Genomic DNA, 12,521 nt, shown 5'->3' with positions numbered 1-12,521 from the left:
CGATGGTGGTGCTCAGGAGCGAGCGAGCCAACCCGGCACGGTCAGACCGGACTCGTAGGCGAGGATCACCAACTGGGCTCGGTCCCGGGCATGGGCCTTGGTCATGATCCGGCTGACATGTGTCTTGGCGGTCGCCGGGCTCAGCACCAACCGCGCCGCGATCTCGTCGTTGGAGAGGCCGGCGGCGACCAGCGTCAGCACTTCACGCTCCCGCTCGGTGAGCACGCTCAGTCGCGGCCCGGGGTCGGGATGCCTGGCCCGGGCCGCGAACTCGGCGATCAACCGCCGGGTGATCGACGGCGCGATCAGCGCGTCGCCCCGGGCCACCACCCGCACTCCGTGGATCAACTCCGCTGGCTCGGTGTCCTTGACCAGGAAGCCGCTGGCACCGGCCCGCAGCGCGTCGTAGACGTAATCGTCCAGGTCGAACGTGGTCAGAATGATGACGCGAGCATCGGAGTTCGCGACGATCTCACCAGTGGCGGCCAGGCCGTCGAGCCCGGGCATCCGGATGTCCATGAGGACGACGTCGGGTCGCAGTTGCCGGGCCAGCCGCACCGCTTCGAATCCATCGGCAGCCTCGCCGACCACCTCGAGACCGTCCTCACCGTCGAGGATGGACCGGAAGCCGGCGCGTACGAGGGTCTGGTCGTCGACGAGAAGCAGCCGGATCACGCCTGCTCCCCCACCGATGCCGGGTCGGGTCGCATCGGCAGACGGGCGCAGACCCGGAAGCCCCCGTCCGGCTGCGCGCCAGTGGTCAACGAACCGCCGAGTGCCCGTGCCCGCTCCCGCATTCCGCGGATCCCGCTGCCCGGCGAACCCGGCTGGCCGGTGCCGTCGTCCTCGACCTCCACGAGCACGTCGTCGTGATCGGGCCGGACCCGGACCACCGCGGTGGTGGCACGCGCGTGACGCGCCACGTTGGTGAGCGCTTCCTGGACGATCCGATACACCGCCAGATCGACCTCCGGCGGTAGCGACCGCGTCTCGGCCAACTCGGTGCGGATTTCCAACTCCGGCCGGGCGGCCGTCCTGATCAGATCACCGAGGCGGTTCAGGCCGGGTGCGGGCGCGACCGCCGGGGCCTGGCGCAGTGCGCCCAGCGTCGCGCGCAGCTCACTCAACGTCTCCTTGCTGGTCTGTTTGATCGCGGTGAGGGCCTGCTCGGACCGGACCGGGTCGGGTCGGTGCAACGCGGCGCTGGCCTGCACGTTGATCAACGACAGGTGGTGGCCGAGCACGTCGTGCAACTCCCGGGCAATGCGCAGCCGCTCCTCGGTGGCCCGTCGCCGGGCCTCCTCCTCCATCCGCTGCTCGGCGACGACCGCTCGGGCCTGCGCCTCGGCGAGGTAGGCGCGGCGGTTGCGGGTCACGCCGACGATGACCGCGACGAGCCAACCGGCGTGCAGCAGGGTCGCCCCGTTCATGGAGTTCGGGGACCGGTTGTAGCTGTCCGCCACGGCGAAGGCGATCACCGAGGCGAGACCGAGCCCGATGGCGACCGCGAGATATCCCTCGTCGACGACGGTGTAGAGCGCCGCGACGAACACCAACATGATCGGGCCGGGCCGGTGCAGCAACGCTCCGTACGCGCCGATGGCAGCCAGCGCCACGACGCCCACCAGCACCGGGTGGCGGCGGCGGACGTACAGCGCGCCGGTGGAGAGCAGCACCGCCAGCAGCGCCGCCCATTCGGCGGCGGCGTCGATGCCGCGCGACTGCACCACCAGGCCCGTGACGGCGACCAGACCCACGGCGGGCACCAGGGCCACGTCCGCCGTCCGGCCCCGCCACCCTGACATGGGCCGAAGCCTAGCCTCCCGCGATCCAGCGGGAGAAGGTCCGACTGGACGGTTCAGGTGTGCCGGTGGCCCTCGGCCAGGTTCGCGTCGTAGCCGGCGGCCTGGAGGGCGAACAGTTCGGCGTACCGGCCGCCGGTGGCGACGAGGTCGGCGTGTGTGCCGGCCTCGACGAGCCGGCCGTGGTGCAGGACGAAGATCCGGTCGGCGTGCCGGACGTTGGCGAGCCGGTGCGTGATGAGGATCGTGGTGGCACGACCTCTCCGGTCCCGGATGGTCTGGAACAGGGCGTCCTCGGCGCGGGGGTCGAGCGCGGAGGACGGCTCATCCATGATCAGCAGCTCGGCGTCGCGCAGGAACCCGCGAGCCGCGGTGATGCGCTGCCACTGCCCACCGGAGAGGTCCTGGCCTCGCGCGAAGGTCCGGTCGAGCAGCGTCTCGTACCCGTGCGGAAGTTCATTGATCATGTCGTGGGCGACGGCGCGGCCGGCGGCGGCCTCGATGCGATCCTGCCGGGCCTCGCTGTCGACGTCGCCGATGGCGATGTTCGTGGCCGCGGTGAACGGCCACTTGTGGTATTCCTGCGTCACCACCGCGATCCGGGCGCGCAGCCCGTCGACGTTCCAGTCCGACAACGGGCGGCCGTTCCACTCGATACTGCCCTCGCTGGGTACGCGAAGGCCGGCGATCATCGCGGCGAGGGTCGTCTTGCCCGAGCCGTTCTCCCCGACGAACGCGACAGTCTGCCCGGCGGTGATCGTCAACGTCACGCCGTCGACGGCGGGGTCGTCCCGATCGGGGTAGCGCAGGCTCACCTCGTTGACGGTCAACTCCCGCAGCCGCTCAGGATCGGCCGCGGCAACGGATCCGGTGCTGGTCGGCAGGTAGGCGTCGGCGCGGGTCATGAACCCGGTGTAGTCGCCGAAGTGCTGCCCCTCGGTGTAGACGTGGTCGACCTGAAAGGTGGCGATGGCCAGGGACCGCTGCGCGGACTGCACCGCGATGACGCAGGTCGCCGCGGCGGCGAGCGGGATCTGCCCGTCGAGGAGCAGCAACCCGAGCAGGGCGTAGACGGTGCCGGTCGCGAGGCCACCGACGACGGCTCCGACCGTGGTGGTCGTGGTGACCCGCCGGGCGAGGGCAAGCTGGATGTCGGTCTCCACCTGCATCACCCGGTCGTACTGGTCGAGCAGGAACCGGCGCAGCCCGTAGGAGCGCAACTCCGGGGCCGAGGCACGTTCGGCCATCAACTTGTGCAGCAGCCACAGTCGACGTCGACGCACCGATCCGGCGGTGTACGTCTGGTAGCGCAGATGCCCGGCCCGCAACGACGCCCACGCGTTGGGCACCGTGGCGACCAGCAGCGCCAGCAGCAGCAGCGGATGGATGATGACGACGGCGGCCGCCACGGCGAGCAGCCCGGCCAACCCGGCGAGCAGGTTCATCGACGCCTGCACCAGCCCGATCGTCGACTCGGTGCCGCGCGAGGCGCGTTCCATGTCATCGGCGAACGCGTCGGCGTCGAACGCCTCCAACCGGACCGCTGTGGACACCTCGAACAGGCCCCGCTCCACCTCACGGCTCACCCGTGGCGTCAAGCCGTTCTGCGCGTACCCGGTGGCGATGCCCATCCCGGCGCGGAGCGCGACCGTCGCCGCCAGCACGGCCAACGCGGGCAGCGCCGCCCGAACCTTGTCCGCGGTCGGTCCGCCGGCGAACAGTTCCACCAACACCCGCTGCGTGGCCAACAGGCCGAAGGCCGCCATCACCCCCGCGCCGACCGTGGCCGCGGCCACCACACCGGTACGGAGCCGGTCCGCGCGCCAACTGATACCGATGGCTGTCCAGACGAGCCTGGGCAGCTCCGCGAAGACGGCGAAGACGCCGGCCTCCGCGCGCGCCCGTACCCCCGTCTCCCACCACATCTCCCGCAGTTCCGGCAGCACCGACTCGGTACGCCCCGGGCCGGGTTGGCCCGGTCGAACGCGGCGAGCCTCTGCGGTGGCGGTCTCGATCATGGTCGTACCTCCCGGGGCGGCTGCCGTTGCCGTCTCAGCCAGCGCAGGCGGATTGGCGGGTTCCTGGAGGATTGGACCACCCGGGCATAGCCCTTAGCAATTGACCGGTCACTAATTGTCATGGATGACGTGGTGGCCGGATGCGGCGCCACTCCATCGCGTCGGACGCCCGTGCCATGATCGCGCTCCCCTCACAGCAAGGAGCATGGCGGCATGGCCACGGTGATCGTTCGGGACGAGACAGCGACAGGGAAGGCCATCGACCACTGGCCGTTGACCGGGCTGCCGGAGCGCATCTCCGCTCGGGAGTTGGTCCGGCTACGCGTCCGCGAGGAGGTTGCCCGGTTCAACGCCCAGCAGTCCGAGCACTTCCGGGGATTGGTTCAGCCAACCGACACGGAGGCCACCCTGAACGGCTACCGGGTCACCTCGGGCAGGCGGCTCGACTGGGAGCAGCAGGCGGATGCCGCCTGTAAGGCCTTCGCCCGCAACGGCTTCCTGCTGCTGGTCGGGCACCGCCAGATCGAGGACCTCGACGAGGAGATCGATCTGCTGGCCGACCCGGACGTGGCGTTCGTACGGCTCGTCCCGCTGGTGGGTGGCTGACATGGCTGACTGGGCAGCGCTTCTCCCCGTCCTGACCGAGGCGGACCGACGTCGGGTGGAGTTCAGTCTCGCCGAGGCGGACGCTCGAATCAGGGCCGTCCTGCACGCCGCCAGCACTTACCACTGGCGGTACTCGGTGACCAACGTGCCGGAGTGGAGCGCGGTCGAGACGTGGCCCGTCGAGCTACGCCGTAGCGCCGCCCTGGCCATGCACCTGGAGTCGGCGACCAGTTCGACTCCCACCGCGCTCAACGATGTGGTGCGGAGCCTCGCCGACGGCGAGCTGCCCTGGACGCGGGAGGATCTCGTCTGGTGCCTGGAGGTCTGCGCACGCGGCGAGTGCTACGACAACGGGGCGCACCTGGAGTTACCGGCCGTGGTCGCCGCGCGCCTGGCGCCGGCCGAGTTGGCCGACCTGGTGCCTGCCCTCGACGCCCTCGTCAGCGAACTGGTCGGTGACCATTTCGTCGCAGTGGAGCCTCGACGACGCGCTGTCCTCCTGATCGGTGCGGGCCTCGATCGTGCCACCGGCCGGAGTGTGCCGTCCTGGCTGCTCCACGACGGAGACGGGTTCGGGCCGCTCGCCCGCGCCAAGTTGGGTGTCGTCCTCGCCGCGCCGGGCGTGCCGGAGTTGCTGGCGCACTGCGCCTCGTTGGAGAAGCCGACAGCGCCAGCGAAGTGGCAGCGCCGCGTCGACGACCTCCTCGCCACCGCGCCGGGCGGCACCGCGGCCGTGCAATCGATCCTGGAAGCATTCGCCGCCTACGGTGTCCCCCTGCACGACGACACCGACCGCCTCCTACGCGGCCTGGTCTGGGCGCTGTCGCGCCAGCCGGACGAGCGGGCGACGGACCTGTTGGCGCGGGTGACCGCCGCCGCGGCGGCGGCGCCACGACAGTCGCCGGGCTTCCCCCATGCCCAGAAGACGGCGGTGGCGGCCATTCAGCTGCTCGCGGGACGCGACGGCGAGGCGCCGTTACGCACGCTGGCGAGGCTGGCGGTCACGGTCCGGAACAAGGCGGTGCAGAGCCGCGTCCAGACCGCACTGGCCACCCTCGGGGCGCTGCGCGGGTGGTCGCTCAACGAGGTGATGGAGCTCGCCGTCGACGACCACGGGCTCGCCCCCGACGGTCGACTGTGCACAGGGGTCGGGCCGTACGAGGCGGCGGTCGAGGTGATCGGCGAAAAGGCGCGCCTGACCTTCTCGCGTGACGCCGTCGCGCTCAAGGGCGTTCCGGCTGCGGTGAAGCAGGCGTACGGTGGCGAACTCCAGCGACTGCGTGACCTCGCCAAGAGTGTCGGCGCGACGCTGTCCGGCGAGCGCCAGCGGGTGGAGGGGCTGCTGTCCGAGGAGCGCATCTGGTCGTACTCGGACTGGTCGGCCCGATACCTCGAACACCCGATCACCGCGACCTACGGGCGGCGGTTGGTGTGGGAGACCAGCAGCGACGGCCACCGGTGGACGGCGGGCCTGCCCCGACGCGACAGCGACGGTTGGACGATCGCCGACCTGGAGGGTCGGGCCGCCCCGGGGGATCAGGTCAGGCTCTGGCATCCCGTCCGCGCGACGACGGACGAGGTCCTCGCCTGGCGGGAGCACGTCCTCGCCACCGGTCTGACGCAGCCGTTCAAGCAGGCCTTCCGAGAGGTCTACCTGCTCACGCCCGCCGAGGAACGGACGCACACCTATTCCAACCGGTTCGCCGCGCACATCCTGCGCTACCGGCAGGCGAACGCGCTCGTCCGCGCCCGTGGCTGGCAGGCCGGATACCTCGGCACCTGGGACGGCGGCTACGAGAGCGAAGCCACAAAGCCCTTCGGCGGTGGTATGTGGCGGGCATCGTTCCACCACCAACTGGTCGCCAACACGGATGAACGCCGCCACGACGTCGAGTTCTGCTCCACCGACCAGGTCCGCTTCGCCCAACGCGACGGCGCGACCTGGCAACCGACGCCGGTCGTCGACGTGCCACCGCTGGTGTTCAGCGAGGCCATGCGGGACGTGGACCTGTTCGTCGGCGTCACCTCGATCGCCAGTGACCCGCAGTGGGCCGATCGCGGCGAGGATCGCTTCCACGCCTACTGGCACAGCACTGCCGTCGCGGAGCTGACCCCGTCGGCGCAGGTGCGCAAGGACGCACTGGCTCGGCTGCTGCCCCGCACGAACATCGCCGATCGGGTGCGCCTTTCCGAACGGTACCTGCACGTCCGCGGCACCATCCGCAGTTACCGGATCCACCTCGGGTCCGGCAACATCATGATGGAGCCCGACGACGCCTATCTCTGCATCGTCGCGGCGCGCGACCGCACAGGCCGGCTGCACCTGCCCTTCGACGACGACCCCATGTTGTCGACGATCCTGTCCAAGGCGTTCATGTTGGCCGCCGACGACACGATCACCGACACCACTGTGCTCGGGCAGCTCGCCAGATGACCGGGAAGCCCAGTGATCAATCCTTCGCCAGGACGTCGAGCCGCGCTCGCAGCGCCGTGGCGATCTCGCCCGCCGCGACGATCTGATCCGGGGTGAGGGCGTCGACGAAGAGCTCCCGGATGGCGCGCAGGTGGGGAAAGGTGGCTCCGCTGAACGCCTCGGCGCCGGCCGCCGTGAGCAGCACCTCCGACCCGCGGGGAACCGTGGCGCACTCCTGGCGGCGGATCAGGCCGCGCCGCTCCATCCGCCCGAGGTGGTGGGAGAGTCGGCTCCGCTCCCACCCGATGTGCGAGGCGAGTTCGGACGACCGCATCGCCTGGCCCTCCGCCTCGCTGAGGGCGAGGAGCACGGAGTAGTCCCCGGTCGAGAGCGAGGAGTCGCCCTGTAGTCGGGATTCGAGCCGGGAGCCGAGCGCTGCCGTCGCCTCGATGAAGTCCCGCCAGATTCGCAGCTCGTCGGCGGTCGGGAGCTGTCGTCCGCCCCGCCGGCCGGGTGTGGCCTCCGTCATCTCACTCTCCCGGGAATTGACGTGTCAATCGTCAAGTTAGCATCATTGACACGTCAACCGGTAGGTCCGCTCCCGTGGGCCGGCGGCGGATTGCACGGAGGAGGAGACGATGGCAGCTGCAGACTTCGAGCTGGGGCTCAACTCGTTCGGGGAGGTGGCCACCGACGGCGACCGGGTTCTGAGCGACGCCGAGACCGTACGGCTACTCGTGGACGAGGCACGGCTCGCGGAGTCGGCCGGACTCGATGTGTTCAGCGTCGGTGAGCACTACCGCGAGGGCCACAACGACTCGGCCACACCCGTACTGCTGGCCGCGGCCGCGACGGCGACCGAGCGAATTCGCCTCGGCACCTCGGTCACCGTGCTCAGCACCAACGACCCGGTACGGCTCTACCACGAGTTCTCCACCCTCGACGCCGTCTCCGACGGTCGCGCCCAGATTGTCCTCGGCCGCGCATCCGCTACCGAGTCGTTTCCGCTGTTCGGTTACGACCTGGCCGACTACGAGCGGTTGTTCGAGGAGAAGCTGGACCTCTTTCTGCGGCTTCAGCAGGACGAACCGGTCACCTGGTCCGGGTCGGTACGAACCCCACTGACAGCGCAGCGGCTGCACCCACGGATGCAGCCGGGCGGCATCCCGACCTGGATCGGTGTCGGGGGAAGCCCAAATTCGGTCATCCGCGCCGCCCGGCACGGACTTCCGCTCATGCTCGCGATCATCGGCGGGCGCCCCCAGCGCTTCGCCGGCCACGTCGACCTCTACACCAGGGCGCTCGAACAATTCGGGCATACCCTGCAGCCAATCGGGCAGCACTCACTCGGCCTTGTCGCAGACACCGACGAGGAGGCGGTGGAGACGTGGTGGCGATACTGGCAGCCGGTCGTGGCGGCCTTGGCCGCCGAACGCGGCTTCTACAAACCAGACCGCGCGCGCTACGAGGCCGAAATCGACCACGGGGCGCTCTTCGTCGGATCGCCCGAGACGGTGGCGCAGAAGATCGCCAAGGTCGCTCGCGACCTGCGACTGAGCCGCTTCGACCTGAAGTACGACATCATGCACCTGCCCCGCGAGGCACGCGCGCGCACCATCCAACTGCTGGGCAGTGAGGTCGCGCCGCGGGTCCGGGAGCTGCTGGCTAAGGAGCCCAACCATGTCTGATCTGCTGTTCGGCCTGGACACCTTCGGCGACGTACCGCAGGACGACGCCGGCAAGCTCGTCTCCCACGCGGCGGCGATCCGGCAGGTCGTCGACGAGGCCGTGCTCGCCGACCAACTCGGGGTCGACGTCATCGCCCTGGGCGAGCACCACCGGCCGGAGTACTCGGTCTCCACGCCGGAGACGGTGCTGGCCGGAATCGCCACCCGCACCTCGCGGATCCGGTTGGCCTCCGGCGTGACCGTGCTGAGTTCGGACGACCCGGTACGGGTGTTCCAGCGCTTCGCCACAGTGGACGCGCTCTCGAACGGCCGAGCCGAGGTCATCCTCGGTCGCGGCTCGTTCACCGAGTCGTTCCCGCTCTTCGGCTACGACCTGCGCGACTACGACACGCTGTTCGAGGAGAAGATCGAACTGTTCGTCAAGTTGCTGGACGAGAAGCCGGTCACCTGGAGCGGCACCCTACGTGCCCCACTGGAGAACGCCGACGTGTTCCCGAAGACCGAATCGGGCCACCTGGACACCTGGGTCGGTGTGGGTGGCTCGCCGCAGTCGGTCGTCCGCACCGCTCAGTACGGGCTGCCACTCATGCTCGCCATCATCGGCGGCGCCCCCGAGCGCTTCGCGCCCTACATCGACCTGTACCGCCGGGCGGCCGATCAGCTCGGTACCACCGCGCACCCGGTCGGCATGCACTCGCCGGGCTTCATCGCCGACACCGACGAGCAGGCCAAGGAGATCTACTGGCCGCACTACCGGATCATGCGAGACCGGATCGGCAAACTGCGGGGTTGGCCCCCGATCCGCCGTCCGGAGTTCGACTCCGAGGTGGAGAACGGCTCCCTCTACATCGGTTCACCGGAGACGGTGGCCCGCCGGATGGCCCGTGCGATCCGCAGCCTCGGCGTCGGCCGGTTCGACCTCATCTACTCGGCCGGAGCGCAGCCGGCCAGCGCCCGGATGCGCGCCGTGGAACTCTACGGCTCGAAGGTGATCCCCATGGTCCGCGAACTGCTGGCCTGATCAGCACTTTCCAAGCGAGAGGACGACATGAACGACAACGACCGGAGCCGGCCTGCGACCCTCGGCATCCTCGGGGCCGGCAAGGTGGGCACGGTGCTCGCCCGGCTCGCCGTCGCCGCCGGCTACCGGGTACGGGTGGCCGGCTCCGGCGACCCGGCGAAGATCGCCCTCACCGTCGAGGTCCTCGCCCCGGGGGCCGAGGCCACGACGGCGGTCGACGCGGCGGCCGACGCCGACGTCGTCATCCTCGCCCTACCCCTGGGCAAGTACCGCAGCGTTCCCGCCGACGCGTTGCGCGGCAAGCTCGTCGTCGATGCCATGAACTACTGGTGGGAGATCGACGGCATCCGCGACGACCTCACCAACCCGCGTACCTCGTCGAGCGAGACCGTCCAGGCGTTCCTGTCCGGCTCACGCGTCGTGAAGGCCTTCAACCACATGGGCTATCACGACCTGGAGGACGAGGCCCGGCCGGCGGGGGCGACCGGCCGCAAGGCCATCGCGATCGCCGGCGACGACAACGCCGACCTCACCGAGGTCGCGGCCCTGGTGGACGCGCTCGGCTTCGATCCGGTCGTCGCCGGCCCGTTGGCCGAGGGGGTACGACTCGAGCCGGGCAGCGAGTTGTTCGGCGCCAACGTGAGCGCCGACGAGGTACGCGCCATGCTCGACCGCTTCGGAGAGTCGGAGCGGGGACGGATCATCACCGCTGCCCGAGCCTCGACCTCGCCCGAGGCTGCCTAAGCGTCGAACGCCGCCCGCGGTTCGAGGCGCTGGCCCACGGCGTACTGCTCGTCGAAGCCGGTCGGGCCCAGCGCCTCGGTCGCGGCGGCGCGCATCCTGGCCAGGTCCGCCGCGTCGTCCGGGTCCGGCACCTGGCCGAGTGCCGCGAACGCGGCATCGGCGACGCCGATCATCCGGGCCGCGCGGGAGTGGTCCCCGTCGGCGGTCGCGAGCGCGGCACCCGCGACGCAGACGTACGGCACGAAGTCGGCCCAGCGGTTGCGGAACACCCGCTCGCGGTTCTCGGCGAACAGCGTTCGGGCCACGTCCAGGTTGCCCAGCCCCAACTCGCAGAACGCGAGGTTGTGGAATTCGGAGTTGACCGTCTTGGGTTGGCCGAGCGCCTCGTTGAGCGCGATGCTCTCCCGGTACAGGTCCCGAGCGCGGAGCAGGTCACCGGACATCCTCGCCACGCCGGCCAGCACGTGCCTCGGTCGTTCCTCCAGGGCCCGGTCGCCGGAGCGCAGCGCCACCGCGAGGGCCTCCCGGGCCCGTGCCTCGCCCCCCGGCAGGTCACCGCCGCGAATGGCGACCCGGGCGAGGCTGTACCGGGCCTCCACCTCGCCCACCAGGTCACCGGCCGCCTGGGCGCGCTCGATCTCGGCCTCGCTCATCCGCACCACGGCGTCGGTCTCGCCACGCCGGAAAGCCGAGCGGACGTTCTCGCTGAAGGTCACAGGTCTTCCTCCTTCTGGCCGGTCGCGCCGGTCAGGCCGCCTGGAACACGGTCCAGGTCTCCACGAGCGTGAAGCCCATCGCCTCGTAGAGCGGGCGACCCATCGGGCTGGCGTGCAGGTACGCTGCGTCCGCGCCGGCGGCGACGCCGTCGCGCAGCGCCGCCTCGGTGAGCGCCCGGCCCAGGCCGCGACCCCGGGCGGACGGTACGACGGCGATGTTGAACACCCCGATCACGCCGGGTGTGCGCATTCCGAGCCCGGTGCCGACGGGGCTGCCAGCCTCCTCAGCCATATACCCGGTGATGGCGTCGGTATCGAGCACCGCGCCGCCCATCAGCGGGCCGAAAACGCCGTCGGGCGCCTCGAAGCTCCGGGTGAGGGCGTCGGTGTACCTGTCGCTCTCGGCGGCTCCGACCCGGCGGACCATCGCCTGCTGGGTCGAGCCGGCCCGGAACACGATGTCGTCGGTGGCGCAGGCCATCAGGGGGAGGTCGCCGCGTCCGCGTAGCCCGTGCCGGGCCGCCAGTTCGGCGACCTCGTCGCTCGCCGCACCGCGAATGATGATCGACCAGTGCGGTGTCTGCCGGCTGACCTCGGTCGCCAACTCGTCGATGGCCGCGAGATCCGGCTCGGTGGCCGTTTCGAGGACCCCGTTGAGTGTCGGAACGCTGGCGTGGGTGAGCCCCGCACGGGCGGTGCCCCGCTCGGCGTACCAGCCCTTCGGCGTCACCCGGCAGAGCAGTTGGATCGCGTCGAAGTACGCCGTCGCCATCTGGTCGGCGGTGGTGCTCATGTCTGGTTCCCCCGGAACGCTCGCTCGCCCTCGTCCGGCAACTTAGCCACCGGGCGGGCTGCTGAGCACCTTCGAGAGGCCGAGGTCACCCCGCAGCGGCACCTCACCGGCAGGAGGGCGGTCCTCGAACGATCAGGAATCGAGAAGCTCGGGAGCGCCGCCCGACCTAGCCTTTTCCCAGGCAGTCGGCAGCGCGCCGGGCCAGACGACGAGAGGAAGCCCGACAATGTCCGCGAAGAGCACCACGACCGGGTCCAACGGCTTCAGCGCCGAGGAACGGGCCGCGATGAAGGAGCGCGCCGACGAACTGCGCGCCGAGGGCAAGAAGGGCGCCAAGAAGGCGGACGGGCTGCAGGCGGTCCTCGACCGGATCGCGCAGATGGAACCGGAGGACCGTGCGCTCGCCGAGCGGGTGCACGTGACGGTGACCGCCGCCGCCCCGGCCCTGACGCCGAAGACCTGGTACGGGATGCCCGCCTACGCGAACGAGGACGGCAAGATCGTCGTCTTCTTCCAGGACTCCGGCAAGTTCAACTACCGGTACTCGACAGTGGGCTTCCAGGACCCGGCCAACCTCGACGACGGGGATTTCTGGCCGGTGGCGTACGCGTTGCAGCAGTGGAGCCCGGCCGTGGAGAAGAAGATCACCGAGCTGGTGCGGACTGCGGTCTCCTGACCGACGCCCGCCCTCTCGTTGGCTGGCTCACGGTGCGATGATCG

At 70.4% G+C, this 12,521-nt stretch carries 12 protein-coding genes; 6 read left to right on the top strand and 6 right to left on the bottom strand.

Annotation, left to right across the window (positions count from 1 at the left end; genetic code table 11):
• Window positions 1-12: 12 nt before the first annotated feature.
• The 3 genes from ACFYP0_RS29200 to ACFYP0_RS29190 are packed head-to-tail and all read right to left on the bottom strand — an operon-like array spanning window position 13 to window position 3,727.
• The gene (locus ACFYP0_RS29200) at window positions 13-675 is read right to left on the bottom strand and encodes a response regulator (RefSeq protein ID WP_124860681.1); all 663 of its coding nucleotides are present in this window, start codon (window positions 673-675) and stop codon (window positions 13-15) included.
• Window positions 672-1,805: a sensor histidine kinase gene (locus ACFYP0_RS29195; RefSeq protein ID WP_355498772.1), complete on the bottom strand. Its 1,134-nt coding sequence runs from the start codon at window positions 1,803-1,805 to the stop codon at window positions 672-674. Before ACFYP0_RS29195 ends, ACFYP0_RS29200 begins: the two co-directional genes overlap by 4 nt.
• Before the next feature lie 53 nt (window positions 1,806-1,858).
• Window positions 1,859-3,727: an ABC transporter ATP-binding protein gene (locus tag ACFYP0_RS29190; RefSeq protein WP_124860755.1), complete on the bottom strand. Its 1,869-nt coding sequence runs from the start codon at window positions 3,725-3,727 to the stop codon at window positions 1,859-1,861.
• Between the two features lie 306 nt (window positions 3,728-4,033).
• On the opposite strand from ACFYP0_RS29190, the gene ACFYP0_RS29185 reads away from it, so the two are divergent.
• Together ACFYP0_RS29185 and ACFYP0_RS29180 are read left to right on the top strand one after the other, a co-directional pair.
• The gene (locus ACFYP0_RS29185; RefSeq protein WP_355498769.1) at window positions 4,034-4,426 is read left to right on the top strand and encodes a hypothetical protein; all 393 of its coding nucleotides are present in this window, start codon (window positions 4,034-4,036) and stop codon (window positions 4,424-4,426) included.
• Between the two features lies 1 nt (window position 4,427).
• Window positions 4,428-6,860 carry a DUF4132 domain-containing protein gene (locus ACFYP0_RS29180; protein WP_124860677.1) on the top strand — a complete coding sequence of 811 codons (2,433 nt, stop codon included), beginning with the start codon at window positions 4,428-4,430 and terminating at the stop codon, window positions 6,858-6,860.
• 16 nt (window positions 6,861-6,876) lie between these two features.
• Here the strand turns inward: ACFYP0_RS29180 and ACFYP0_RS29175 are convergent, their stop codons facing one another.
• The gene (locus ACFYP0_RS29175) at window positions 6,877-7,368 is read right to left on the bottom strand and encodes a MarR family winged helix-turn-helix transcriptional regulator (RefSeq protein ID WP_124860675.1); all 492 of its coding nucleotides are present in this window, start codon (window positions 7,366-7,368) and stop codon (window positions 6,877-6,879) included.
• Window positions 7,369-7,477: 109 nt separating this feature from the next.
• Here ACFYP0_RS29175 and ACFYP0_RS29170 point away from each other — a divergent pair, with 109 nt between their 5' ends.
• The 3 genes from ACFYP0_RS29170 to ACFYP0_RS29160 are packed head-to-tail and all read left to right on the top strand — an operon-like array spanning window position 7,478 to window position 10,292.
• Window positions 7,478-8,527, top strand: coding sequence for an LLM class flavin-dependent oxidoreductase (locus ACFYP0_RS29170; protein ID WP_124860673.1), 1,050 nt, complete (start codon window positions 7,478-7,480; stop codon window positions 8,525-8,527).
• Complete coding sequence (locus ACFYP0_RS29165; protein WP_124860671.1) at window positions 8,520-9,548, top strand: LLM class flavin-dependent oxidoreductase; 1,029 nt, start codon at window positions 8,520-8,522, stop codon at window positions 9,546-9,548. Before ACFYP0_RS29170 ends, ACFYP0_RS29165 begins: the two co-directional genes overlap by 8 nt.
• A gap of 27 nt (window positions 9,549-9,575) precedes the next feature.
• Window positions 9,576-10,292 (top strand): NADPH-dependent F420 reductase, encoded by a 717-nt coding sequence (locus ACFYP0_RS29160; protein WP_124860669.1) that lies wholly within the window; start codon window positions 9,576-9,578, stop codon window positions 10,290-10,292.
• On the opposite strand, the gene ACFYP0_RS29155 is transcribed toward ACFYP0_RS29160, so the two are convergent.
• Together ACFYP0_RS29155 and ACFYP0_RS29150 are read right to left on the bottom strand one after the other, a co-directional pair.
• A complete protein-coding gene (locus ACFYP0_RS29155; protein ID WP_124860667.1) occupies window positions 10,289-11,008 on the bottom strand; it encodes a tetratricopeptide repeat protein in 720 nt (239 codons plus the stop codon). The genes ACFYP0_RS29160 and ACFYP0_RS29155 overlap by 4 nt on opposite strands.
• Window positions 11,009-11,039: 31 nt before the next feature.
• On the bottom strand, window positions 11,040-11,801 hold the full coding sequence (locus ACFYP0_RS29150) for a GNAT family N-acetyltransferase (protein ID WP_124860665.1): 762 nt from the start codon (window positions 11,799-11,801) through the stop codon (window positions 11,040-11,042).
• Window positions 11,802-12,027: 226 nt separating this feature from the next.
• On the opposite strand from ACFYP0_RS29150, the gene ACFYP0_RS29145 reads away from it, so the two are divergent.
• Entirely contained in the window at window positions 12,028-12,477 is a 450-nt protein-coding gene (locus tag ACFYP0_RS29145) for an iron chaperone (RefSeq protein ID WP_124860663.1), read from the top strand.
• Window positions 12,478-12,521: the final 44 nt, after the last annotated feature.

This window comes from Micromonospora arida (assembly GCF_042873195.1).
Lineage (GTDB): Bacteria > Actinomycetota > Actinomycetes > Mycobacteriales > Micromonosporaceae > Micromonospora > Micromonospora arida.
The sequence above is the reverse complement of the archived record's forward strand: the minus strand, read 5'-3'. Positions and strand labels throughout refer to the sequence as shown.